The sequence below is a fragment of the Polynucleobacter sp. Latsch14-2 genome (assembly GCF_018881925.1).
Classification (GTDB): Bacteria; Pseudomonadota; Gammaproteobacteria; order Burkholderiales; family Burkholderiaceae; genus Polynucleobacter.
In genome coordinates, this window is the sequence record NZ_JACVPL010000009.1 from 1 (window position 1) to 25332 (window position 25332).

Genomic DNA, 25332 nt, shown 5'->3' on the forward strand with positions numbered 1-25332 from the left:
GTTTGGCTAAGGTGTTGATAGGTCATGGCTACTTTGACTTGGAGGTCTAGAAGCTTTGGATACTAAAACATCCTTAGCCTCCTTACCTAGTTGTTCAAAGTTGCACTTCGTGGTTGAATCCACCTTTTTATATTAATCAAGCAATTACTATTATCTCTGTTGATGCGCTTCCCATTCGACTCATGGCAGTAGTTTGATCATTTCCCTTAAAAAGGCCCGATTCGATAGGTAAAAACAATGGAATAGGGTATTTTGCCCCTTTAAAGGGGTTTTTCTAAGAGTTATCCCTGATCTAAACCCTTATTTTTTATCGTTTTTATCGATATATACTGATTCGGCGTTTTGATTTGAATATTTAATACAGAGGAGACAAGATGTCACAACACGATACATTGCTAGCTGCTTTTGAAACATACAAAGCAGAGAACGAAAAGTTCATCGAAAAAGGCATTAAGGCATCTGCTGCCCGTGCTCGTAAGGCGTTACAAGAAATCGCCGGCGCCTGTAAAGAGCGTCGTAAAGAGATTACTGCTGCAAAAGAGGCAATAGAAGCTAAGAAGTAATTTCCACCCGCTTAATTAAAAGGCCTGGTTCAGTAATGAACTGGGCTTTTTTTATGACCACCCCTAGCACCTTATTTAATCCATGACCAAGTCAGAATTTACTCACATGCTCATTCAAGAGGCTTATCCCAACCCTGTTGAGGTGCATCGTGAGCCTAATGGCTTCTTGACTGAGCACTCCCATCCTTTTGAAGTATATGCACTAATCTTAGAGGGTGAAATTCAATTGACCGTGGAAGGTCAGGGCAATACTTATAGGGCAGGTGATATTTTTTACTTGGGTGCTCAAGAATTGCACGAAGAGTCATATGGAAAGGCGGGCGTACGCTATCTAGCAAGCAGAAGGTTGGTTGATGATTTTTAGAAAGCGGCTAGCCAACCCCTCTCTTATCTGCATCACTAGCAATAGTGCATTACATTAATTCGAGAGAACTAGGGGCTTCTCTTGTTTCTCGCTCATCTGACCAATGACTCGTGCATCCGGGAAGCCATGTCTTTTAAAGATCTCCAATACATCTTGAACGGCGTCTTGGTCGCAAGAGACCAATAAGCCACCGCTAGTTTGAGGATCAGTCAATAAAGCGTGTTGTGCCTTAGTAAAATCCTTGGGAAGAGAAACATCATTGCCGTAGCTATGCCAGTTGCGTTCAGAGGCACCAGTAATGATGTCTTGTTCGGCAAGTTCTTTAACCTGTGACAGCAGTGGGACTTTGCTCCAGTTAACAAGGGCTGTGCATTGCGAGCCACGCGCCAGTTCCAGAGTATGACCTGCCAAGCCAAATCCCGTGACATCCGTTAGAGCATGAACCCCGGCTAGTTTGGCAAGGTCAGGACCAGCAGAGTTCAGCTTGGTGGTATTGAAGATCATCTCTTGGTAGCCCTCGGGACTCAATAGATCTTTTTTGAGCGCTGCGGAAAGGATGCCAACACCCAGTGGCTTGCCAAGGATTAAAGCATCGCCAGGTTTGGCGGCCGCATTACTCTTAACTTGTTTGGGGTCAATAATCCCAATAGCAACTAACCCATAAATGGGTTCTACAGAATCAATTGTATGACCGCCGGCAATCGGTATTCCGGCGCCACGACATGCCTCTGCACCACCTTCAAGTATGCGTGCAATGGTTGCATTAGATAAAACTTTGATAGGCATACCGACCAGCGCAAGCGCGAACAGTGGCGTACCACCCATTGCATAAATATCGCTAATAGCATTGGTGGCGGCAATTTTTCCAAAGTCAAATGGGTCATCGACAATGGGCATAAAGAAGTCGGTGGTTGCAACAATGGCTTGCGATTCATTGATTTGATAAACCGCTGCATCATCAGAAGTCTCGATACCAACTAGAAGTTCTTTAGGAAAAGGCAATTGCGGCACGCCTTTTAAAATCTCCGATAGAACTGCTGGTGCGATTTTGCAGCCACAGCCACCACCATGAGACAGTGAGGTGAGGCGCGGTTCTGTGCTAATTGAATGATTAGTGAGTTTCATTTTTTCTTTACCAAAAATATTTATTTACGCAACAGCAACTCAATCTTACCTGTCACCTCTTCAGTATCGGCATTATCAATGGCGCCAATCCAAACACCTTCAATTTTTCCCTGCTTTCCAAGTAAAAAAGTGGTCGGGATACCGCGAGCCTTCCAGGTCTTGTAAATAATGCTATTGCGGTCCTGCACAATCTCTAGAGCATTTTCAGCTATTCCATTGCCCTTAAGGAATTGGGTAATGCGGGGTTTCATCTCCGCTAAGTTGACTGCCAAAACTTTAAGACCTTTGGGACCATATTTTTCTTGCAAGTAGATGAGCTCGACAAATTCTTCTCGGCAGGGCTCGCACCAGCTAGCCCAAAAATTAACAAGAACAACTTTACCTTTAAAGGCGTTGATATTGACTGGTGTGCCAGCTAGGTTGTTGAGTACTAATGGCGGGACTTCACTCAAGTCAACCTTGCTTGAGGGCTGCCATTGCGCATATGCACAATTAAGCCCAAGACTAGCGCTAATAAAAAACAGCGAAAGGAGGAAATCTCTCGCTGTTGATCTTCTTATCGCATGTATCACGCAAAATTCCTATGAATACACATTAGCCAATCAGTCGGCTAGTAATTTTGTATTTGAAGTTATCGGGATCCAATGAGTCAAAGCGTCCTTCTTTATTCTCGGCCTGTGGATACATTAAGAATGGAATGTCACCATTTTTACCAAGCTTGGAGCCAGGGAGGGTGATGTCGTGATCATAGTTGTAGGCTAGCCAATTCATTTCCCAGTTGCCAAATAAGTAATCGCGGATTGCCAATACTTTAGGATCATTTGCAGGTAGACCTCCTGTTTCCTCAAGAATTACCTTGCGAACATCTGCAGGATCAACGGGAACCCAGCCATAGCCACTGGCATAAAACTCTGCACGGCAATGCTGTGCCTTGGTGATGTCACCAGATTTGCCAAGACTCTTATAGCCACGAGCAGAATCTGCAATCCGAATGCCATAGACATCACGAGCAGCAATCCCTGCTGAACGAGCAAGCGCAACAAATACTGCATTGATGTCGGCGCACTTACCGCCAAGATTATTGGTTTCTAGCATCAATTTGACGTCACCTTGGCCGCAACCGCGGGTTTTGGGGTCACGATGCGTGTTCTCCACCACCCAGTTGTAAATTGCCTTTGCTTTTTCAATATCACTTGAATTCGCGGGGAGGGCAGAAAGACACTCCTGAGCCTTGGCTTTGACAATCCCATCGGTTGGTAGGTAAACAGTAGCGCGGGTCCAGAATATTCGCTCTTCTTTTGATAACTTCAGGGCTGGATTCGGGTCGGAGAGTTCTATATGACGATTGCGTGCGCTCACAATCATCGAAACTTTAACCGAATGAGTGCTTGCTGATTTATCCCATTTCGTCCAGAGCATGCGGGCCTGTCTATCTGGAGTTTCAAATATCTTACTCTTAGTGTTTGAATCATTAGCTTCTGGTCTGATCGAAAGAGTCTTGAAGTAATCAGTGTTCAAAACCAATGGCAATGGGATCCAAGATTCAGCGGCACCATTCGTATTTTCTAGACTAACTTCAGTAACGATTTCATAAGTGGTCCACTCTGGTAAAGATTGAGCAAATACTGATGCAATTGGATTTAGGGTCGGCAGGGCAAATGCACTTACGATATTTTTAATAGCAGAACGGCGGCTAATAGTCATGGCTTACCTGTTAATGTGTGCTGAAAGGTTAAATAGTTGTCGCTAAGTAATTGTAGAGGGATTTTTAGCGGCTAAAACTTCTCTTGGGCGAGCTAGAGCGCTTGGCAGGGGGCTTAGCGCCACCTCCCACATTTCCCGAGGGTTTAGGCTTTCTGGATTGTTGATGTTGTTGGCTGCGCAATTGAATCGGTTGGGCTACCGCATTTGGGTCGGGTTCAAACCCAGGAATGACTTCTTGGGGAAGTTTTTGCTTAATGAGTTTCTCAATGTCTCTTAACATTTGATGTTCATCGACGCAGACTAGAGATACTGCAACCCCATTGGATCCAGCTCTTCCGGTACGGCCGATCCGATGGACATAGTCTTCCGATACATTTGGTAGGTCATAGTTCACAACGTGGGGGAGTTGGTCAATATCAATACCGCGCGCAGCAATATCGGTGGCCACCAATACAACAATTTTCCCAGCCTTGAAATCTGCTAATGCTTTAGTGCGTGCGCTTTGGCTTTTGTTGCCATGAATCGCCATACTAGTGATGCCATCTTTTTCCAACTGGGTGACTAACTTATTGGCACCATGTTTGGTTCGCGTAAAGACAAGAACTTGCTTCCAATCATTTGATTTAATAAGGTGCGCCAGGAGCGGGTGCTTTCGGGTTCTGTCTACCGGATGAATTAATTGTGCAATGGCCTCGTTAGCACTATTACTACGAGCTACCTCAATTAGGGCGGGAGAGTTCAGGAGGCCGTCTGCAAGCGTCTTAATCTCGTTAGAAAAGGTTGCGGAAAAAAGGAGGTTCTGACGTTGCTTTGGAAGGGCTGCCAATATTTTTTTGATATCACGCAAGAAGCCCATATCGAGCATACGATCAGCTTCATCTAGTACCAGAATTTCAATTGCGTTAAGTGATACGCAGTTCTGGGACATCAAATCCAAAAGGCGTCCTGGTGTTGCCACCAAAATATCTAAGCCCGCTTGAATAGCTCTAATCTGAGGATTGGCACCAACGCCACCAAAGATGACGGTCGATTTGAGGCCGGTATATTTGCCATAGGTAACAACGGACTCTTGCACTTGGGCTGCTAACTCGCGAGTCGGCGTCAGAATTAACACTTTGAGCTGGCGCTTGCCTGATACGGGTTTGGCATTGCTGATTAAGCGTTGCAAGATGGGTAAAGTAAAGCCGGCAGTCTTGCCCGTCCCGGTTTGTGCTGCAGCAAGCAAATCTCCGCCTTTGAGAACGGCTGGGATGGATTTGGCTTGAATTGGGGTTGGAGTAGTGTAGCCATGCTCCTCAATTGCGCGCAGGATGGAGTCGGATAAACCAAGTTCAGTAAATAACATAGGGACCAATGAAATATTGGCCCGTATTCAATTGAAAGACTATCCCGGCCAATGGGGTGAGCTGCCACACTAGGGTGTTTGCAGTAAGAAGCTTTATTTTAGTCTATTGAGTCTTAGTTCTAAGGTAAAGCATTGGCATAGCCCGAAACGAAGAGCTTCTTAGCGCCAGTTTCAGGGTGAAAGACGGCCCGCTTGATTTTGCCGATATTTCCACCGTATACATGGATGCTAATAGAGGATTTATCACTCATATTGTTTTCTACAACATGAACGTCATGAGTATTCGGTGAAACCATTGCCACTTGGCCTGCCTGGAAAATGGATACTTCACCAGCTTGATAGTTGCCATCCTTTTGTAGGTGATATGCAGTTTCTTTTTCTTCACCCCGTAATTGACCAACCATGCCCCATACGGTGTGATTATGAATAGGCGTTTTTTGTCCAGGCCCCCACACAAAACTGACTACGGAAAATCGATCTAGTGGGTCGGAAAACAGCAGGTATTGCTGGTAGTACTCGGGATGGGTTTTGCAAAATTCATCGGGCAACCAATCATCATCGCTAATTAATGTTTCAAGTAGCGCCTTGCCCTTGGTGAAGATAATTTCTTCGGAAACTTGCTCGTCAACCAGCAGGGTAAGCGCCTGAACAAAAGTGAATAGCTTGTCTTCTTGCATTGAATATTCCCTGGCACTTAAGTTGATATTGGAAACAACCAGTCAGGCAGCCCTTTGGGCTTGATGGTATTGGTATCGACGCAAACAATATGAATCAGTGCGCTAGCAAGCAGCTCCATTTCTGCATTGGGGTTTTCTGGATTGACGCGCCTTGCATTTTGTCTTACTGCGATTTGGGTTCGACCTCGATGCTCAATGACTTGATCAATGCTTAAGAGATCATCTAGTCGGCCAGGCTTATGAAACTTCATAGTGATTTCTCGAATAGGCAAAAGAATGCCAAATTCATTGACTAATTTAGATGGGCTTAGGTCTCTTTGATATAGCCACTGCGCCCGACTACGTTCAAATATCTCTAGATAACGAGCGTGGTAAACAAAGCCTGCTGCATCAGTATCGGAGTAGCAAACTCGAAATAAGAATGAGGGTGAGGGTGTGGGCATGATCTTTAGATAATTTATTGCAATAACAGGATCATATTACGATGAGGTATTCCAGCTTCATCATAGATGTCACCATAAGCTTGAAAGCCTAGTTTTTCATAAAAAGGTATTGCTAAGACTTGAGCGTGCAGTTTAAGTTCACTGATTTCATGGGCTTTCCATGATCCATTAGGGCGTATAAGAGTTCAGCCCCAATCCCTCTTCTGCGGTAAGGTTCCAAGACAGCCATGCGACCAATTTGACCTTTGCCATCACCCAATTGGATCAGCCTGGCAGTGCCTACACATGCCAATCCAATATAAGCCAAGGCATGGTCAGCATTTTCATCAAACTCATCTAGCTCCAGATCCTCTGGCACTCCTTGTTCCCTTATGAATACGGCAGTACGAATGGGGAGGGCTTCAGAAATCGCTTGAGACCATGTTTTTATCAAAATCGTACACATTTCCTTCAATGTATCAAAGAATATGACTTTGCGCGGCTAGACCAACAAATAGTCATAAAAAACATCAATATCGTAGTTACAATGAAATCTGAAGTCTAGATGTTAGACTCAGCAAATAACTTCATTCACTTAGGAGCTCACTTGAAGAAATCATTACTCGCCATCCTCTTTGCATCACTCGGTTTAACTATTGCGTCCTCAGCATTTGCGCAACTCCCAGCAAAAATGCTGCCTTTGGCGGCCGATGTCGTTGTGATTAGCGCTACAGTTGATTCCGTAGATGCGCAGAAACGCATCGTTGTATTGAAGGATGCCAATGGCAATTTAGCGCAGATGAATGTATCGAAGCAGGTTAAAGAGTTGGGAAAAGTTAAAAAGGGTGATGTATTTTTGGTTGAACATGCACAAGCGATTGCGATTGGTTTAACAGCAGCAGGTAAGGATGCTAAGCCAGGTGTTTCTGGTGTTCGCTCAGTAACGATTGCTGGTAAAGGATCTGCTAAGCCATTTGAAGAAACCGCAGACACCATTTATGCGACTGTAAAAATTAGCACAATTGATACCAAGACTCGCGTAGTAACATTCACTTTGCCTAGTGGTGAAAAGCAAAGAGTAAAAGTAGATCAAAGTGTTCTTGGTCTTGAGAAATTTAAAGCCGGCGATGATGTCATGGTTGAGTTTGTTGATGACACTGCCATCGGCTTTGTAACGCCTAAGCAGTAATACAGTATTTGCAGATGTCATTCTGCAACCCAACAATACCCGTCAGATACTCAACTGACGGGTATTTTCTTTGGTCGGTAGCGCATATGAGCCTACAATGAAGTTATGAATCTAGCGCAGCAGCATAGCTCAGAAATCACTCATTTTTCAAATACTCAGCATGAGTCCTTGCTGAGGGAGCTAGGTAGCTCCATGCAGGGCCTCCAGCAGCATGCCGTCATAGATAGACTTAGGCAATATGGGCCTAACACTATAGATATTACCCGTAAGATTCATCCGCTTCTGCAGTTCTTGAGATTATTTTTGTCTCCGTTGCCATTACTTTTAATTGCCCTATCTCTGATCTCTTTTGTAACGGGCGGGGTAACGGGTGCCTTGGTAATTGCTACCATGGTTTTTTTATCAACGGGCTTGGCTTTCCTTCAAGAATATAAATCGAACAAGGCCGCTGAGAAACTGCGTCAGCTGGTGAGCATTAAAGTGACGGTTTTGCGCGACAACTTGGAGCAAGATATCCCATTGCGAGAGCTTGTGCCTGGTGATCTCGTTAAGTTGTCCGCCGGCGATCTGATTCCAGCAGACCTAAGGCTGCTATCAACGAATGACTTATTCATCAATCAGTCATCTCTTACTGGCGAGGCGATGCCGGTAGAGAAGGTCGCTAGCGGCGGTGATGCCAAGTCGATCTTTGAATTAAGTAATATTTGCTTTATGGGTAGCCATGTTGTTTCAGGATTAGGTTTAGCAGTTGTACTGCATACAGCCTCACAGACTATATTTGGTCAATTGGCGAAGGATATTGTTTCAACCAAAAAGACTTCAAGTTTTGATAAAGGCATCAAGCAATTTATCTGGCTCATGATCAAGTTTATGGCGGTGATGGTTCCGGCAGTCTTTCTAATCAATGGGTTAATTAAAGGTGATTGGATGGAAGCTTTGCTGTTTGCCACAGCAGTTGCCGTTGGCCTAACCCCAGAAATGTTGCCCATGCTCGTAACGATCAACTTGGCTAAGGGGGCGATCGCGATGTCCCGCAAGCGAGTGATTGTGAAGCGTCTCAACTCTATTCAGAATTTGGGCGCTATGGATATCTTATGTACCGACAAGACGGGCACGCTGACTCAAGATGAAATCATTCTTGAGCGCTATGTTGATATCTCAGGCAAAGAGGATGAAAAGATTCTTGAATACGCCTATCTCAATAGCCACTATCAGTCAGGATTAAAAAATTTATTAGATGTTGCCGTTCTCAAGAATATGGATGTTCACCAAAAATTACATCAAGATACGGCGTTTGAGAAGATTGACGAGATTCCTTTTGACTTTCAGCGCCGCAGAATGTCTGTGGTTGTGAAGCAGAACGATGATTTGCAAATATTGATTTGTAAGGGTGCCGTTGAAGAAGTTGCGGATTGCTGTAGCCATTCCATCCTTGGCGGTAAGGCGCATGGTATTAGCCCCTCCCTGAAGGCTCAGCAGCAGTCATTATTTGCGGAACTCAGTAGCGAAGGATTTCGTGTGATCGCTGTAGCTATTAAAGAAATTGCAGCTGCTAATGCTAATTTGAATAATCATTACACGGTTGCCGATGAATGCGATTTGACTTTAGTGGGTTATGTTGCTTTCTTAGACCCACCTAAAGAGTCTGCTAAACCGGCGATCGCGGAGTTGCAGGCGCTGGGTATCAAGGTCAAGATTTTGACGGGTGATAATGAGCTGGTAACCCAAAAAATATGCAGTGAGGTGGGCATCTCAGTTGAGCAAGTATTGGTGGGCTCTCAACTTGACGCAATGCCGGATGAAGGGCTGGCGGCTATTGCTGAAAGCGTTTCTGTTTTTGCCAGAATGTCACCACAGCAAAAATCGAGAGTGATCCAAGTATTGCAATCTAGGGGGCACGTTGTCGGGTACTTGGGGGATGGTATTAATGATGGCCCAGGCTTAAAGGCTGCAGATGTAAGCGTTTCGGTTGATACAGCGGTTGATATTGCCAAGGAATCAGCAGATATTATTCTGCTGGAGAAAAATCTTCTGATCCTAAAAGATGGCGTGCTCGAGGGGCGCAAGGTCTTTGGCAACATCATGAAATACATCAAAATGTCGGCTAGTTCAAACTTTGGCAACATGTTTAGTATGGTCGGCGCGAGCGCTTTATTACCATTTTTGCCGATGGCGCCAGTCCAAATACTGTTGAATAACTTGCTTTATGACTTTTCTCAGACATCGGTCCCTGCTGATAACGTTGATGCAGAATACCTAACCGAGCCACGTTCCTGGGATATTGCTCATATAGCCCGTTATATGCTCTGTATTGGTCCGATTAGCTCATTATTTGATTACGCTACTTTTGGATTGCTATGGTATGTTTTGCGGGCTGATTCGCTAGGCGATGCTAGCTTGTTTCAGACGGGGTGGTTTGTGGAGTCCCTACTGTCGCAAACACTTATTGTTCACATCATCAGGACCGGTAAGGTTCCATTTATACAAAGTCGTCCAAGTCTTCCCTTGCTTCTGACGACTAGTGCTATTTGCCTGATCGGCATCGCCTTGCCATTTAGTCGTTTGGCTGATCCGCTGCAGATGTCACCATTGCCGGTCATCTATTGGTATGGGCTAATGCCAATTCTGCTTTGCTATTTTGGACTCACTCAGTTTGTGAAGTCGATGCTAGTGAGGCGTTTTGGCCTAACGTAAAAAGCCTGCAGTAGCGGGCTAGTTTCGACTTAATCATTCATTTTTTTGCATTGGGGAAGAATAATTGTTCTCCTCCAACTTTATAGCTTGCAATAGTGTCTTGGCCTTCTTTAGAAACAAGCCAGTCTATAAAAGCCTGTCCCTCAATTTTTTTAACTTGAGGATATTTTGCTGGATTAACTAACATCACGCCATATTGGTTGAAAAGCTTTGGATCGCCTTGTACTAAGATAGCCAGGTCGCCACGATTCTTGAATGTCAACCAAGTGGCACGGTCAGACAAGATGTAGCCATTCATGGCTGATGCAGTATTAAGGGCAGGGCCCATGCCAGAGCCAGTTTCTTTGTACCAGATTAATGATGGAGACACATCAATTCCTGCTCCTTTCCAATAGCGCAGTTCAGCAGCGTGCGTACCACTCTTATCGCCGCGTGAGATAAATGGCGCCTGTGTGACAGCAAGCTTTTGCAATGCTGCTTGAATATCTTTGCCACCGCTAATTTTTGCGGGATCAGATTTTGGCCCAATCAACACAAAGTCGTTGTACATCAGTTCATATCGCTTTATTGAGTAGCCTTCCTCAAGAAATTTCTCTTCAGCAGGTTTGTCATGCACAAACACCACATCAGCATCGCCACGCCGACCAATGTCCAAGGCTTGGCCGGTGCCAACTGCGACAACCTTCACCTGAATACCGGTCTTCTTTTCAAAGATGGGTAGGATGTACCCAAAAAGACCTGATTGCTCGGTGGAGGTAGTGGATGAAACCACAATGCTCTTTTCTTGAGCGATAGCACTTTGACTCAGCAATAACAATAAAAGGGTGGTAATGAGGCTCAACAGTAGCTTTTTCATTTTCAACGCTTTCTAAGAATTAAGCTAATATCATCCCACACTCTAAGGATACTTGAATATGCAATGGATTACATATGCTAATTGATATACGGCCAATGCTTCTCCTAACGGGAAAGCCTGCTGATATGACTCCGGTTGACTTGGTTTGGCTATCTGAATTGCTGAAAAATATTGGGGGAGGGGATTCTCTTGTGCAGGCCGCCAAGAAATCTGGAGCATCCTACCGTAGCGCTTGGGGGAAGTTAAATGACATAGAAGAAATGCTCTCGACGCAACTCATCCTGAGGACCAAGGGGCATGGTTCACAGTTAACGCAATTTGGTAAGTATTTCATTACTTTTATTGATGATATGCAGGCCGTCCATAGTAAGCAGGGTAAGATTTATTGCGATAAATTAAACCTGGAGATTAGTAAGTTAAAGAATATTGAGAGCTCCAAATGGACATTTCATTCGAGCAGTGATGCCATTATTCAAAAAGCTGTTAAGGAAGTGAAGGGCTTCTCTCTGAAAATATCGGGATCAGGGGAGGCGCTAGAAAAGCTCTTAAATCAAGAGGCGGATGTTGCTGGATACCATGTATCTAACGAGCAAGACTCCAAGGCAATCTATAGACGACTCATGAAATGCAATATTGAAGTTTTTCCAGTAATGAAAAGAACTCAAGGTCTGATGATTAAAAAAGGTAATCCACTCAATATCAAATCGGTTAGTGATTTAACAAAGCGCAGAGTTCGTTTCATGAATCGTCAAATTGGTTCTGGCACTAGATTGTTGCTTGACACTCTACTGATTGAAGAAAATATCAATGCAGCAGACATTGATGGCTACCTGCAGGAGGAGTTTACTCATTCTGCGGTCGCTAATGCGATTCTTGCTGGCAAGGTTGATGTGGGGTTAGGGGTCAAAAATGTCGCCGTTGATAATGAACTGGGCTTTATTCCAATTAAAGACGAGATCTTTTTTATTGCTATGCACAAGGATGTGACCTCAGAAGCCCAGGCTTCGAAGTTAATCCGCAAAATCCGAGCTTATTCTGGAGAAACTCCAGGCTACAAAGCGGTGAGTCTAAATCGGCAAATTTCGGATTGGCTATAAACTAAAGCGAATCTTTATTACCAGGCCCCCACTTGCTGCGCTTATTTCTAATTCTGCTGGCATGTTTCTCTATACGCGCTCAGGCACAGACCGCAACTGTGGCTGTCGCCGCCAACATGAAGCCAGCCTTTGAAGAAATATATCAAAACTTTAAACAATCGCATCCCGAGAGCGTTCGAATTGTTTATGGGTCTTCCGGAAATCTTGCTTCCCAGATACGCCAAGGCGCACCTTTTGATTTATTTATTGCTGCAGATGAGGTCTATCCGCTACGTTTGTATCAGGAAGGTAAAACCCTAGACCAAGGTATTGTTTATGCCACTGGGCATTTAGTTTTACTACTAAATGGTCAAGGTGGATTTGAATCTAGCAACCCACCCGATCAAATAGAAGCTTGGTTAAAAGGGGCGCATAAGATTGCGATTGCTAACCCCGATCTTGCGCCCTATGGTGCGGCGGCGGTTCAATACCTTAAGACACGTGACTACTGGGATCTCGTTAAAGCCAAGTTGGTGTTTGGTGAAAATATTTCCATTGCGACGATGTACGTCAGTTCGGGTGCTGTAGATGCTGGCTTTACTTCATTATCCTTAGCTAAGTCTTTGAGTGTCACAAAGACCACTCGCTACATTACTTTAGATGGGGTAGGCGCTTTAATTGGTCAGCGCATGGTGCTCATCAAGGGGGCTCCTAAGGTAGTGACCAGTCTTTATAGCTATATGCAAGGTCCTGCTGCACAGTCTATTTTGACAAAATATGGATATTCCATTCCCCAGTGAATAACTACGGCTTCTGCATGAGTGCAAGCATGGCCTGTAAGTTTTCCTCGGTGGATTTTTGTAAATTCTCGACAACTCCAGTATATTCAGATGGGCTGCGATTTTGGCTAAGTTTAAATTTACCAACCAGACTTGTAACTTCAATCTCAATGCCAATAATGGCTTTAAGCATCATCTGTACATACTCTTCTGGCGCATCATCTAGTTTCCAATTGGATTGGTAGGTAGGTTCATGAATGTCAGTCATCTGCGCGACATGTCTGCGTATCCAGTTCGGGTCATTTATTAGACTTAATCTCCCTTGTGCATGGACAACGGCATAGTTCCAGGTGGGAACGACTTTCCCCGTCTCTTGTTTGCTGGGATACCAAGCTGGGGTAATGTAGGCATGGGGGCCATGAAAGACTGCGGTTACTTCACATCTTGCTTGTTCGGCAATCTTAACTAGGGGATTGGTACGGGCAATGTGTCCATGAAGCTTTTGACCATCCGCACTGAGCATCAGCGGCAGATGATTGATTTCAAGTTGCCCTTCTAAAGATCCAACCAGGGTTGCGAGAGGGTATTTGGCAACCAACTGCGCAAGCGTTTTGAGGTCTTCTACTTGGAAGTGCTTAGGTAGGTACATATCGGAGATCGTCCAAATTGGTCTAATAAATAAACATCTAAAAAACTAATAAGACCATAGCAGAACTTTAGCCAAGGGTGAAGAAATCGCCAATCTAAAGCTCTATATGGGCCCTGAGCCCAAAAAAATTGACTGGACCTCGGGCTGAGTTGTAGCCTGGGTTAGCTATGCGCTGATAGTCCGCCGAAAGGTAGGCGCCTTTCATAATATTGAGGCTGTAAAAAGATTCAAATATCTGTTCGTTTCGATAACTCAGCTTTCCATCCCCAATGAACATGGTTGAACCACCTTATTGAAGATAAGAAATTTGAGCCGCAGAAATGCCATTGATTGCAAACCCAAGGCCTAGCGTATCGTTTTCTCGTCCCCAATGGGCGCCCTTTACAGAGAGCCCCCCTGAAAGTGATTTGCTGATATCGGTGAACGCTTGAGTTTCAGTTTGACCATTGTTCCAACTCCAGCGTGCAAAAGCCCCAACGTTTTCGGTAATTGCCTGTTCGCCGTTGATTCCATAGCCCCATTTTGTTTGGTAGCCATTTCTCACATTAAAAATGTCTGGTGTTGTGTTGGTTTGCTGGCCAAAATTAATTGCATCACGATAGGTTGCCATCAGCCCTCTGTTTTGAAAGGCGAGGACGCGCAAAGTCCCAGCTTGTTCATTGAGTCTATGTTGGTGGGTAATTTCAATTTGATCGCCATATTGCTGCGTTAGTTGATGGTCAAGCGCAAGCGTGTTGGGGGATTGCGCCATAGCAAGCCTAGCCATGCGGAATGACCAGCCGTCGTCATAGTATTCACCAACGCCACCATAGGTATAGCCTCGAGAGTTCGCCGCGTAGTCATAAGCGCCGCTAGCCATGATCGACCAGTTCATAAATTGAGTGCGCGGGTCATGACTGTAGGTGTTGGCATCGAAATAATCGAGGGCTGAAAAATAGCCATACGTTAATACAATGCGGCGTTTATCAATACTTCCAGCAATTTGATTTGCCCCTGATTCCGCGTACTCTTTCCCTCCGCCAAGTCCAAATGTTTGACGCAGAAATAATCTAGCCATGTAGTAAATCGGAGGAACCGACGTTCCTTTTTGTAACTCTCCATTAGTAAATCCCCCTAGTCCACTAAGCCCGGAAAAGGGGATGCCTTCAAACATTTCAGGGTTGTAGAATATTTCTGCGCCCTCCCAAAGTCTGGCGCCCGCAAATATGGTGGCTGAGAAGGTATAGCTCTTGGAGATGTCACCCTCTGATTTATTTAAGAGACTTTTTGATCCGGAGTAAGGGGAGTAGAAATTGTTTTTAAATTGCGTAATGTAGCTAGCCTGCCCGTGCAAGCTCCATTCTTCGTTTGACCCCAGCGCAACTGTTTCAGCAATGATTGGTTGTGTGTTTACAGGGGACTCCGCCAAAATGATCGGCTTATCTGAGACTGGGGATTCTGCTTGTGCGCAGATGGATACAGAGCTGATGGCTAGTGCGAGACCCACCCTAGACAAGATTTGACTTGAATTGACCAGTGCCGTACTCAATGAACCCCGCATATTTTTTCGTAGATTGATTTCTTAATGATGCTGTTTTTAATGATAACCATTCTCAATTATAGGGTATATAATGAGAATCGTTCCTATTAAATAGCAAAAATACCAACCCTATGAACTTGGATCAAGTCGATTTAAATTGGCCCTACAGAGTCAGCGGGGTAATTGTGCCTAAGGGAGCCTCTCAAATTAAAGGACAGTTGGAGGATATTGGCTTTCTTCCTGGTGAGCAAGTGACGCTATTGCGTAAAGGCTTGTTGGGGAAGGGGCCATTTATGGTCCGGGTTGGTGCCTCCACATTTGCCCTGCGTAAATCTGAGGCAAGCATGATTGAAGTTGAGTCCGAGCACAATGCCTGAGTCTAAAGTCCATTTTTTCCCAAGCAATCCCCTGGTTGCGCTCTTGGGTAACCCTAACTGCGGTAAGACTGCATTATTCAATTTACTCACTGGCAGTCGCCAGAAGGTCGCCAATTACTCAGGGGTGACGGTTGAGCGCAAGGAGGGTCGTCTTGCATTGGAGTCTGGAAAAAATATCCGTATCTTGGATTTACCAGGAGCCTATAGCCTCTATCCACGCTCTTTGGATGAAAAAGTCACCTGCAACGTTTTGTTAGGTCGGGCAGAGGGCGAGAAGCGCCCTGATTTAGTAGTTTGTATTCTCAGTGCTATGAACTTGCGCCGTAACTTACGTTTGGTTCTGGCAGCTAAACGCCTTGGGCTGCCTTGTGTCGTTGTGTTGAACATGCTTGATATCGCTAAGCGACAAGGTTTGGTGATTCATACGGACGCCTTATCAAAAGAGCTTGGTATACCAGTGCTTACTAGTATTGGGATTCAGGCGCATGGTGCTGATGAAATCAAATTATTTTTAAATCAATTGGATTGGCGCAATTTAGATACGCTGCGCACCGGGACAGGTGATGCCACTCTGGAGAACGTAGCTTCACATATTTCCCATTCTGAATCTGACAACGTTCAAGTTCAGCGGATTTTACGCAATCTGGGGTTAGATCAAATCATTCCAGATCGTTTTAGTGATCGACTGGATTCTGTGCTGCTGCATCCAATCATCGGCCCAATCATTTTGGGTGTTCTGCTGTTTTTTATCTTTCAGGCTGTGTTTAGTTGGGCAACTTTACCAATGGATTTAATCAAGACAGCGATTGAATATTTGGGCGGTTTGCTAGGCGAGGTATTACCAAATAATTGGCTCCGTAGCCTAATCATCAATGGTGTGCTTGCTGGACTTGGTGGTGTAGTGATCTTCTTGCCACAAATCTTAATTTTGTTTTTCTTTATTTTACTTTTGGAAGAGTCGGGATATTTGCCGCGCGCCGCCTTCTTGCTTGATCGGGTGATGGGCTCCGTGGGTTTATCGGGCAGATCTTTTATCCCCTTACTATCAAGCTTTGCCTGTGCCATTCCAGGAATCATGGCGACAAGAAGCATTTCTAATTCACGCGATCGCTTGGTCACTATCTTGATTGCGCCAATGATGACCTGTTCGGCGCGCCTACCAGTCTATGCATTATTGATTTCCGCTTTCATCCCCAATCAAAAACTGTGGGCCGGTATTGATCTTCAAGGCTTGGTTTTATTTTTACTTTATCTTTCAGGAATCCTAGGCGCTATGACTGTCGCATGGATTCTAAAACGCTTTACTAGCGAGCAATTCAGGATGAATGCCTTGATGATGGAGTTGCCAAGTTATCACATGCCTCGCTTGGGTAATCTAGCCATTAGCTTATGGCAACGAGCTGAAATTTTCCTGCGTCGTGTTGGCGGCATTATTTTGATCATGACTTTGGCTTTATGGGTCTTATCCAGCTTTCCATTGCCACCAGAGGGTGCTACTGGAACGCCGATTCAATACAGTGTTGCTGGAATCTTGGGTCAAGCTCTGGCTCATATTTTTTCTCCAATTGGATTTAATTGGCAGATCAGTATTGCGCTAGTTCCAGGGATGGCAGCACGTGAAGTAGTCGTCAGTTCTTTGGCGACGGTATATGCTTTGTCTAGTGCGAGTGCTGATGCCGCTGATGCTTTAATTCCACTCATCTCCACTAGCTGGTCTTTGGCAACCGCACTTTCTTTATTGGCTTGGTTCGTCTTTGCGCCACAGTGCCTATCGACCATCGCAGCAGTAAAGCGTGAAACAGGTGGCTGGAAGATTCCTGCGATTATGTTGAGTTACCTGTTTGGCTTGGCATATCTAGCTTCATTTATTACCTATCATTTGGCAATATTGTTTGGCTTGGGTTAGCGGCATAAGCTACAAATTGGATTGCAAATAAAAAGCCACCCTAAGGCGGCTTTTTATGTTTCTGAACTTAGTGGTGTTCTACAAAGTGTAAATTCTCAAGAGCTTGTTTATTGAGCAATAAAAGTGTTCTCTAATTTGCCAATGCCGCCCATCTCTACAACTACCACGTCACCATTAACTAAATATTTTGGCGGCTTAAAGCCAATGCCTACGCCGACAGGGGTGCCTGTGGCGATGATGTCACCAGGGTAAAGGGTAATGCCGGCGGATACTGTTGCAATCATATTGGGAATATCAAAAATCAAATCTTTTGTATTGGAGTTCTGGCGCAGTTCACCATTAACCCAGCATTTGACGGAAATATCCTCAGCATTGACTTGATCGGCAGTAACTACCCATGGCCCCATAGGGCAGAAAGTATCAAAGCTTTTTCCTAGAAACCATTGCTTGTGACGTTGTTGCCAGTCACGAGCCGTTACATCATTAATTGCCGTATAGCCCCAGACATGCTTCATAGCATCAGCTTCGCTAATGCCTTTTCCGCCTTTACCAATAATGATGGTTAATTCAGCTTCGTAATCAATCGCAGTTGAAACTGCGGTTGGGATGATGACATTTGTATTGGGCCCTGTTACTGATTCCGGTGGCTTGGTAAAGAAAATCGCATGAGACGGAATATCTTCGCCAGGTTTGGCGCTGCCATCAAAGCCGCTATTAGAGAATTCTTTCGCATGCTCATGGTAATTTTTGCCGACGCAGAAGATATTTCTACGTGGTCGTGGCACGGGTGCCAGCAAACGAATTGCGCTAAATTCATGGGTAGAAACGGGCTTTGGCATTTTACCGGCCAGGTCAGCACGTAAAATTGCCACTACGCCATCTTCACTGACATCTACGCCTAAATCAAACTCTTCGACGGTTTTACCATCTGACGAAATGGCGCCAACGCGGGTTTTTTTTGGGTCGTTCAGTAAAGAAAATGCAGCGTATTTCATGGTTTGTATCTCCGGTAGGCCCGTCTCTTAGACTGCCCTAGTTGTTTAGTGGAAAGTTGTAGTAGGATCAAGAGATCAAATAATAACCAAATTAATACCATGAGACAAAAAATCAAAGTAACCCTTGCATTTATAGCTTTGGGATTCTTTTCAACCTTCTCTTGTTCTCAAGAGGCGTGGCCAACCCACCCAATCACTATGGTGGTGCCATTTCCCCCTGGTGGCGTAGCAGACGCTGTAGGGCGACCAGTTGCCGAGGCAATGTCTCGTCTTCTGGGGCAGCCCGTGATTGTTGAAAATAAGGCCGGAGCGGGTGGCGGCATCGGGATGGCAGCCGTTGCCAAGTCTAAGCCTGATGGCTACACCATTTTGATGGCCTTATCGTCGATCTCGATCATTCCTGAGGCGGATAAGGTTGTAGGTCGCGAGCAATCGTTTCAGTTGAATCAATTAAAGCCAATTGCACGCTTTACTGCCGACCCAACTGTTTTGGTTGTGAGGGCGGATAGCCCATGGAAGGACTACAAGTCATTTGTGGCAGCCATGCGAGCCAACCCAGGCAAATATAACTTTGGGTCCTCTGGTAACTACGGCACTATGCATGTCCCGATGGAAATGCTCAAATCTTCCCAGAAGTTTTATATGGTCCACATTCCTTACACTGGGGCTGGCCCAGCGATTGTTGGCTTGCTTGGTGGGCAAGTGGATGCCCTGGCTACGGGGCCTTCTTCAATCGTCCAACAAATCAAGGCAGGCAAGGTTCGTGCTTTAGCGCACTGGGGCGATGGGCGTTTGGCTAGCTTGCCTGATGTTCCTAGTTTTAAAGAGCTGGGAGTGAAGATTGAGTTTGCGCAATGGGCCGGCTTATTTGTTCCAACCGCCACACCAGATGCGATTACCAATAAACTGCGCGAAGTCGCTAAATTAGCAGCTAATGATGAGCGAGTGCGTGCCGTCATTACGGGTGCGGGTAGTCCGATTCAGTACATGGATGCTCCTGAATTTAAGGCGTACTGGGATAAAGAGTCCGCTCAGATGGTTGATGTCGTGAAAAAAATTGGTAAGGTTGAATAAGCAAGCGCTTTACTGAGACGTAAGGTACTTGTTTGATTGTTATGAGAGTCAACTTTCTTTCGCGATTGATATTGGTAGCCACTTTGGTTACAGCTCCATGCATCTCTCATGCGGTATTGCAAGATGAGATCCAAGTTTACGATGATGAGATCAATGCTAAAGGTGAGTCAAGCCTTGAGCTTCATGTAAACAGTACGCCTAGGGGGGTTCAAACTCCGTCTTACCCGGGCGAGGTAATGAATAACAATGGCGTACGCGTTACACCAGAACTTGCTTATGGTTTAGGTCATGATTTAGAAGCTGGGCTCTACATCTCCTATGTTAATTACGATAATAAATTTCAGTATGCGGCAACAAAGTTACGCATGAAATGGCTCCCCATTAGGGAGGAGAAAGGGGACAGTTTTTTCGCGGGTGCCAATCTTGAGATTGCAAATATCCAGCCTCAGTTTGAGGAGTCACGCTATAACTCTGAAGTACGTTTTATTATTGGTAAACATATTGACGAGTGGTTGGTTTCATTTAATCCCATTGTTGATATGCCACTATCCCAACCTTATGTTCATCAAGCCCCATATTTTTCTACTGGCACCCGCATCTCCCGAGACTTCACTAAGGAGTTGGCATTCGGTATTGAGTACTATTCCAGCCTAAACCAAATCAATCAGCCAATCAATTATCAAAATACTCAGCAATTGGGATTTTTGATGATGTATTACGACGGCAACCCTATCTCATTCCAGGCGGGTGTTGGCAAAGGTTTTTCAAATAGCACGGATTCATTAACGCTCAAGGCTATTTTTTCCATCCCCTTGCCCTAGCGTCTGTCAGTCATCTGGAAACAAAGTCTAGACGAAACCCTCAAAAAACCATTAAGCTAGTACCAATAAATATAAGTACAAAAGATTAGGAGACCACAATGACTGTGCAATTGACGGTTAACGGACAAGTTTTAAAGTTAGATGTTGATCCATCTACCCCTTTGCTATATGTTTTGCGCAATGATGCAATGATCAATTCGGCAAAGTACGGTTGTGGTGCGGGTCAGTGTGGGGCTTGTGCTGTTCTTATGGACGATCAGGTAGTTTTATCCTGCACCTTGCCGGTTAGTAGTGCAAAAGGAAACATCAAGACCCTAGAATCTTATGAGGGTGACCGAACGCTAAATGCTCTCAATAAGGCTTTTATTGCAGAGCAGGCTGTGCAATGTGGTTACTGCATCTCTGGAATGATGATTCGGGCTAAGACCTTGCTCGATAAGAATAAACATCCTAGTGTCCAGCAAATTAAAGATACGCTTCAGGGGCACTTATGCCGCTGTGGCACGCATACCCGAATTATCAAGGCCATTCAGCGCGCCGCTCAGGAGCTAGCATGATGAACTCATCTCATATCGCCCGCAGACATTTTTTAAAAAGTAGTCTTGGCTTGGCTATTGGCTTTACATGGGCCCCCAATTTATTGTCGCAATCTGCACCGGCTGCTTTGCCCGGTAGCCTGAATGCCAATCCCAAGCTGGACAGTTGGTTGCATGTTCAGCCTGATGGCAAGGTTGTGGTGTTGGCTGGCAAGGTTGAATTTGGGCAGGGTATCACTACAGCCTTGATGCAGATCGTAGCTGATGAACTCGAGATCGATATGTCACGTATCGTCATGATCCCAACCACGACAGGTGTTTCACCGGATGAGGGCGTTACTTCTGGTAGCCAGTCAATTGAATATGGTGGGATCGCTTTGCGCTATGCAGCAGCAGACGCTAGAGAGCTCTTATTGGAGCGTGCATCAAGCAAACTTCATACCCCAGTTACCGAGTTAAAGATTCGTGATGGCGAAATACTCACTCCACATGGGCAGGCTGCAACATATTGGAGCTTGGCTGATGGTGAGCTCTTTCAAAGGCCGGTATCCGCCAAGGTTGCGCTCAAAAAACGTCACACCACTATCGGACAATCCATCCAGAGAGTAGATATCCCCGCAAAAGTTTCTGGTAAGCCTGCATATGTTCAGGATATGAAGATGCCGGGAATGTTGCATGCTAGGGTTATTAGGCCGCCGGCACCTCGTGCTGCGATTATGAGTGTTGATATTGGCGCAGTAGAAAAAATGCCTGGTGTTGTGGCTGTTATTCAAAACGGTAGTTTTTTGGCGGTAGTAGCTGCACGCGAAGAGCAGGCTATACAGGCAAGAGAATTTCTAAAGAAAAATACCAAATGGAAGATGGCGGATGATCTTCCGTCATCGCTCTCATCATGGTTTCAACAGATGAAGCAAAAGCCCGCGGTTGATACAACAGTTAGTCTTAAGCAGAATTCAGTTAATCCAGCGACGAAAGTGTTGAGTGCCCAGTTTACAAAACCATTTATTGCCCATGCATCTATCGGACCTTCATGCGCGATTGCCTTGATGAAGGACGGGGTGATTACCGCTTGGACCCATAGCCAAGGGATGTACCCGCTGAAAACGGATCTAGTTAAAACATTGGGCCTGCCTGCAGACAAAATTATCTGTATACATCAAGAGGGCTCTGGAATGTATGGTCAGAATGGAGCCGACGATGTGGCTCTAGACGCTATGTTGATTGCTAAAGCGCTACCCAGTAAGCCGATACGCGTTCAATGGATGCGCGAAGATGAATTCAAGTGGGAGCCATATGGATCAGCAATGATTATCAATATGCAGGCTTCACTGGATCAAGAGGGCAATATTGTTGACTGGACCCATGAGTTATGGAGCAATACTCATAGCACTCGACCTGGCGAGCAGACTGGCGATAATCTACTAGCTAGCTGGTACCTTGAAAAGCCCTTCAAGCCAAGCCCGGTTAAAAATATCCCGCAACCTGCTGGTGGTTCTGATCGGAATGCTGTTCCGTTATATGTATTCCCCAATCAAAAAGTGGTTAACCATTTATTGAGTGACATGCCTTTACGCGTCTCAGCATTGCGTACGCTGGGCGCCTATGCCAATATTTTCGCTGTTGAGTCCATGATGGATGATCTTGCTAAGGCAGCAAAAATTGACCCCATTCAATTTAGACTGAAGCATTTGCAGGATTCTCGTGCACGCGACGTGATTACGCATGTTGGAAAGATGGCCGCTTGGCAGAAAACGCCTAGCGCTAGTAGAAAAAATGGCAACCTCTGTGGTCGCGGTATGGCTTTTGCAAAATACAAAAATATGTCTGTTTATGTTGCCTGCGTTGCCGACGTAGAAATTAATCCTAAAACTGGAAAAATTTTGGTAACCAACTTATATGCTGCTGCTGATGGCGGTTTAACGATTAATCCAGATGGTTTCAAAAATCAAATTGAGGGTGGGCTGGTTCAGACAACAAGCTGGACTTTGTTTGAATCAGTGCCTTTTAATCGAGATGGCATCGAAGTCAGTTCCTGGGCTGAGTATCCAATTCTGCGTTTTTCCGATGTGCCCAATGTTCACGTTGAAATTATCAATCGAGAGAATGAAAAATCCCTCGGTGTTGGCGAGGGATCTCAGGGGCCTGGTTGTGCTGCCATTGCCAATGCTGTAGCTAATGCACTCGGTCAACGAATCTTTGACTTGCCCTTATCTGCTGATAGGGTAAGGGCGGCTATTGAGCAGAGCAAGCAAGCCGCATAAAGAGTTACTTCTGCACGGTTTCTTCAAGGTTTGCGCGCTCTTGGGCGCGTATATCTGCCGTGTAGAACTTACCCGTGTCTACGAGGGTAATCTTTTTGAGCGCACCCCCTTTGCCTCCGTTGCGCAAAGGGCTAAAGTCAACAACTGCCTTATCGCCAACTTTAACAACGTTTCTGGACCAGCCGCCGCCACGCGTTAGGTTGCCCGGGCTTGTCATCTCCATAAGCCAAAGTGATGGAGTGTCGCCATCCTTGATGGTGCCCTCAACGAAGATCGCAACATGGGGATTGGTCCACTGCACTTCTTTTACTACCCCAGTAATTGTAGAGACCTTGTCTTTATCGAACATGGTAGTTGAATGGTGCGCCATCACTGGGGTAATACTTATGACCCCGGCTGCGACAGTGGCGATAGAAAGTATTTTCTTAAGTTTTAATGTCATGATGATTTCCTCTTGAATTATTGTGGTGGAATACGATTGCCACCAACGTCTACTGGAATGGGGGCGTAAATATCGTTACCAAACTTATCTTTGCGGGGCGCAAAATAACCCTCTAAGCACACGCCTTCAACGATATCGAATTTTCTAGCGCGTTGGCGAAAGTAAACGCGTGTTGTTTTCCACGGCTTAGTTAGGACTTTTGGTGCAATTATCTCAATATCGTCATGTAGTTCATCTTTTCCCACTAAGTGGATGCGTTCAATAACTTGAATGTCACCATTATTAGGAATACCGGCTGCTTCGCTAATGGCGATATATGCCTGAGGTGAGATGCCAACGGTATCCACCACTAAAGTATCGCCTTCCCATTTTCCAATGGAATGACCATGAAAGGTTGGGTCTGGATCATCTGGATGCTGACGACCATCGGTATAGATGCGACGTAATCGGTTGCCATCAGATTCACCAAGCATAGTGACTCTGCCCGGAGTAAAAAGTACCTCCATCGCATTATGTGTAATAAGCATCCATGCGGGCATTCCTTCTGGGAGGCAATCAACAAAGAGTGGCGGAGGTCTTCCCGCTTTTTCTTCCGCTAGTTGAAATTGAATTTGTTCGTTCACCTTCGGCGTCCAAGGCGGCATATTGGTCTTAGCCTGTTTATCTTGGTCGGTGACAAATGGATTCCACACGCCACTCCAGTCTGGCAACTTTGCAAGATTTGCCCAATCCTTGGCTGTTGGCGGCGGATTAATGACAGGTTTATTACTAGGTTGCGCCAGCGCAGCTAAAGATAAACATCCACAGCTGATACTGATTCCAATTGCCAATCCGAGAAACTTTTTTTTCATTCTCATTCCTTATGAAACAGCTAAAACTGGTTCTAATGTAAAGCCTATCCAGCGTCCACAAATAATGACGCCAGTCCAAAGGGTAATCGAAACTAATCCTGCTAACCTTGCTTGTAGAGGAAGTTGCAGTGAGGTATCCCATTGCTCCAAATTACAGCCAATAATGAATTGAAAAATGAGCATGTTGATACCAGCCAGCACTAGTAAAAATAACTTACTTAAAAAGTAGAAATTTTGGGCGTAACTAACGGCATTGGATGTAAATAAAATAGCACCTGTAATTGCGGCAATGGCAAAAGCTAGCCAGGTAATTGGTAGTAGCTCCTGACTGATTTTGCTAATTGGACGGTCTAGCGAGCGGATGCCGATTAAGCGTAGATCTACTAAGGCAATCGACCCAAATACCAAGGTAATAGCCAATACATGGGCAGCCTCAATCCAAGGAAATAGCAATTCGTTTTCACGAATCGTTTGAGCAATCGGGTTGTTATACAGGGCCTGCAGTATTGGAGTGATATTCATGCTGTTATCAGGGGATATTAGGTGTAAGCAATCCAGCGACCACAAGAAACAATGCCAATCCAAAGTGCAATAGAGCAAATTGCCAGAATTGATGCCAATCTTCTTTTATTGGGGCTGGCATCCCAGAAGAAGGAGTTTCTATTGCTAGCCTGTTGCAGCCAATAAGTAATGGCAATGACTGTGCAAAGCATGAGCATTTTGAGTTGGAATGCTGGGTTTGCTAAGGAGCGTGCTGGTTCAGCAATGATTAAGATAGCGCCCGTGACGAGTAATATCGGAATCGCAAGCCAAATGATTGAGGCGTACCGCCCCATGACGCCGGCTATCGACCGCTCATTACCAGCAAGACGAAGCAATCTGAGGTCGATCATCAAAACTGCGATCAGAGTTGCAGCAATTGCCAGAATGTGAATTGTCTGAACACTTGGAATAACCCAAGCATTACCCTGAATTGCTAGGCTCAGTGGGGTGTTTTCTATATATGAGCAGAAGGAGAGTAATAAAGAAGTGCGCATTGAGCTAAACAAGTGTTTAATATCTTGGAAAGAGTGTATATCACTCCAAGCGATCACTTAACAATATTGG

General features: G+C 45.2%; 25 protein-coding genes and 2 pseudogenes. 12 read left to right on the forward strand and 15 right to left on the reverse strand.

Going from position 1 to position 25332, the window contains the following annotated elements:
* Positions 1–374: 374 nt before the first annotated feature.
* Both ICN46_RS08380 and ICN46_RS08385 read left to right on the forward strand, forming a co-directional pair.
* Positions 375–563, forward strand: coding sequence for an Hc1-related histone H1-like protein (locus ICN46_RS08380; protein ID WP_216207287.1), 189 nt, complete (start codon positions 375–377; stop codon positions 561–563).
* A gap of 82 nt (positions 564–645) precedes the next feature.
* The gene (locus tag ICN46_RS08385) at positions 646–927 is read left to right on the forward strand and encodes a cupin domain-containing protein (protein ID WP_216207290.1); all 282 of its coding nucleotides are present in this window, start codon (positions 646–648) and stop codon (positions 925–927) included.
* A gap of 54 nt (positions 928–981) precedes the next feature.
* Here the strand turns inward: ICN46_RS08385 and selD are convergent, their stop codons facing one another.
* The 7 genes and pseudogenes from selD to ICN46_RS08420 all read right to left on the reverse strand — a co-directional run bounded on the left by selD (position 982) and on the right by ICN46_RS08420 (position 6666).
* The gene (gene selD / locus ICN46_RS08390) at positions 982–2052 is read right to left on the reverse strand and encodes a selenide, water dikinase SelD (protein ID WP_216207292.1); all 1071 of its coding nucleotides are present in this window, start codon (positions 2050–2052) and stop codon (positions 982–984) included.
* 20 nt (positions 2053–2072) lie between these two features.
* The gene (locus tag ICN46_RS08395) at positions 2073–2624 is read right to left on the reverse strand and encodes a TlpA family protein disulfide reductase (RefSeq protein ID WP_216207295.1); all 552 of its coding nucleotides are present in this window, start codon (positions 2622–2624) and stop codon (positions 2073–2075) included.
* A gap of 22 nt (positions 2625–2646) precedes the next feature.
* On the reverse strand, positions 2647–3756 hold the full coding sequence (locus ICN46_RS08400) for a transglutaminase-like domain-containing protein (RefSeq protein WP_216207297.1): 1110 nt from the start codon (positions 3754–3756) through the stop codon (positions 2647–2649).
* A gap of 64 nt (positions 3757–3820) precedes the next feature.
* Positions 3821–5101 carry a DEAD/DEAH box helicase gene (locus ICN46_RS08405; protein WP_216207300.1) on the reverse strand — a complete coding sequence of 427 codons (1281 nt, stop codon included), beginning with the start codon at positions 5099–5101 and terminating at the stop codon, positions 3821–3823.
* Between the two features lie 119 nt (positions 5102–5220).
* Entirely contained in the window at positions 5221–5778 is a 558-nt protein-coding gene (locus ICN46_RS08410) for a cysteine dioxygenase family protein (RefSeq protein ID WP_216207303.1), read from the reverse strand.
* A gap of 17 nt (positions 5779–5795) precedes the next feature.
* The gene (locus ICN46_RS08415; protein ID WP_216207306.1) at positions 5796–6221 is read right to left on the reverse strand and encodes a YbgC/FadM family acyl-CoA thioesterase; all 426 of its coding nucleotides are present in this window, start codon (positions 6219–6221) and stop codon (positions 5796–5798) included.
* Between the two features lie 14 nt (positions 6222–6235).
* Positions 6236–6666, reverse strand: a pseudogene (locus ICN46_RS08420) (GNAT family N-acetyltransferase).
* A gap of 141 nt (positions 6667–6807) precedes the next feature.
* Between ICN46_RS08420 and ICN46_RS08425 the strand changes: the two are divergent.
* Positions 6808–7389 (forward strand): hypothetical protein, encoded by a 582-nt coding sequence (locus tag ICN46_RS08425; protein ID WP_255538808.1) that lies wholly within the window; start codon positions 6808–6810, stop codon positions 7387–7389.
* A 105-nt stretch (positions 7390–7494) separates the two neighbouring features.
* Entirely contained in the window at positions 7495–10083 is a 2589-nt protein-coding gene (mgtA, locus tag ICN46_RS08430) for a magnesium-translocating P-type ATPase (RefSeq protein WP_216207309.1), read from the forward strand.
* 37 nt (positions 10084–10120) lie between these two features.
* Here mgtA and ICN46_RS08435 read toward each other — a convergent pair whose 3' ends face one another.
* A complete protein-coding gene (locus ICN46_RS08435; RefSeq protein WP_216207312.1) occupies positions 10121–10939 on the reverse strand; it encodes an ABC transporter substrate-binding protein in 819 nt (272 codons plus the stop codon).
* A gap of 95 nt (positions 10940–11034) precedes the next feature.
* On the opposite strand from ICN46_RS08435, the gene ICN46_RS08440 reads away from it, so the two are divergent.
* Entirely contained in the window at positions 11035–12036 is a 1002-nt protein-coding gene (locus ICN46_RS08440) for a substrate-binding domain-containing protein (protein ID WP_255538809.1), read from the forward strand.
* Positions 12037–12068: 32 nt separating this feature from the next.
* Positions 12069–12815 (forward strand): molybdate ABC transporter substrate-binding protein, encoded by a 747-nt coding sequence (gene modA / locus ICN46_RS08445; RefSeq protein ID WP_255538810.1) that lies wholly within the window; start codon positions 12069–12071, stop codon positions 12813–12815.
* Between the two features lie 4 nt (positions 12816–12819).
* On the opposite strand, the gene ICN46_RS08450 is transcribed toward modA, so the two are convergent.
* Positions 12820–13443 (reverse strand): FMN-binding negative transcriptional regulator, encoded by a 624-nt coding sequence (locus ICN46_RS08450; protein ID WP_216207318.1) that lies wholly within the window; start codon positions 13441–13443, stop codon positions 12820–12822.
* 94 nt (positions 13444–13537) lie between these two features.
* Positions 13538–14983 (reverse strand): annotated as a pseudogene (locus tag ICN46_RS08460) (carbohydrate porin).
* A 110-nt stretch (positions 14984–15093) separates the two neighbouring features.
* Between ICN46_RS08460 and ICN46_RS08465 the strand changes: the two are divergent.
* Both ICN46_RS08465 and feoB read left to right on the forward strand, forming a co-directional pair.
* The gene (locus ICN46_RS08465; RefSeq protein ID WP_216207325.1) at positions 15094–15339 is read left to right on the forward strand and encodes a FeoA family protein; all 246 of its coding nucleotides are present in this window, start codon (positions 15094–15096) and stop codon (positions 15337–15339) included.
* Positions 15332–17245 (forward strand): ferrous iron transporter B, encoded by a 1914-nt coding sequence (gene feoB, locus ICN46_RS08470; RefSeq protein WP_216207329.1) that lies wholly within the window; start codon positions 15332–15334, stop codon positions 17243–17245. Before ICN46_RS08465 ends, feoB begins: the two co-directional genes overlap by 8 nt.
* 107 nt (positions 17246–17352) lie before the next feature.
* On the opposite strand, the gene ICN46_RS08475 is transcribed toward feoB, so the two are convergent.
* Positions 17353–18240, reverse strand: a complete 888-nt coding sequence (locus ICN46_RS08475; RefSeq protein WP_216207332.1) for a fumarylacetoacetate hydrolase family protein — start codon at positions 18238–18240, stop codon at positions 17353–17355.
* A gap of 99 nt (positions 18241–18339) precedes the next feature.
* Here ICN46_RS08475 and ICN46_RS08480 point away from each other — a divergent pair, with 99 nt between their 5' ends.
* The 4 genes from ICN46_RS08480 (at position 18340) to ICN46_RS08495 (ending at position 22932) form a co-directional block, all read left to right on the forward strand.
* Positions 18340–19314 (forward strand): tripartite tricarboxylate transporter substrate binding protein, encoded by a 975-nt coding sequence (locus ICN46_RS08480; RefSeq protein ID WP_216207335.1) that lies wholly within the window; start codon positions 18340–18342, stop codon positions 19312–19314.
* Between the two features lie 41 nt (positions 19315–19355).
* On the forward strand, positions 19356–20135 hold the full coding sequence (locus tag ICN46_RS08485) for a hypothetical protein (protein WP_216207336.1): 780 nt from the start codon (positions 19356–19358) through the stop codon (positions 20133–20135).
* Between the two features lie 98 nt (positions 20136–20233).
* The gene (locus ICN46_RS08490) at positions 20234–20692 is read left to right on the forward strand and encodes a (2Fe-2S)-binding protein (protein ID WP_216207338.1); all 459 of its coding nucleotides are present in this window, start codon (positions 20234–20236) and stop codon (positions 20690–20692) included.
* A complete protein-coding gene (locus ICN46_RS08495) occupies positions 20692–22932 on the forward strand; it encodes a xanthine dehydrogenase family protein molybdopterin-binding subunit (RefSeq protein ID WP_216207341.1) in 2241 nt (746 codons plus the stop codon). The genes ICN46_RS08490 and ICN46_RS08495 overlap by 1 nt, the downstream gene beginning before the upstream one ends.
* Before the next feature lie 4 nt (positions 22933–22936).
* On the opposite strand, the gene ICN46_RS08500 is transcribed toward ICN46_RS08495, so the two are convergent.
* Genes ICN46_RS08500 through ICN46_RS08515 form a run of 4 tightly spaced genes read right to left on the reverse strand, consistent with a single transcriptional unit; the run spans position 22937 to position 25262 of the window.
* Positions 22937–23374 carry a DUF6152 family protein gene (locus ICN46_RS08500; RefSeq protein ID WP_216207344.1) on the reverse strand — a complete coding sequence of 146 codons (438 nt, stop codon included), beginning with the start codon at positions 23372–23374 and terminating at the stop codon, positions 22937–22939.
* Between the two features lie 17 nt (positions 23375–23391).
* The gene (locus ICN46_RS08505) at positions 23392–24225 is read right to left on the reverse strand and encodes a hypothetical protein (RefSeq protein ID WP_216207348.1); all 834 of its coding nucleotides are present in this window, start codon (positions 24223–24225) and stop codon (positions 23392–23394) included.
* 9 nt (positions 24226–24234) lie between these two features.
* Entirely contained in the window at positions 24235–24747 is a 513-nt protein-coding gene (locus ICN46_RS08510) for a DUF6644 family protein (RefSeq protein WP_216207351.1), read from the reverse strand.
* Between the two features lie 17 nt (positions 24748–24764).
* On the reverse strand, positions 24765–25262 hold the full coding sequence (locus tag ICN46_RS08515) for a DUF6644 family protein (protein ID WP_216207354.1): 498 nt from the start codon (positions 25260–25262) through the stop codon (positions 24765–24767).
* Between the last annotated feature and the right edge of the window lie 70 nt (positions 25263–25332).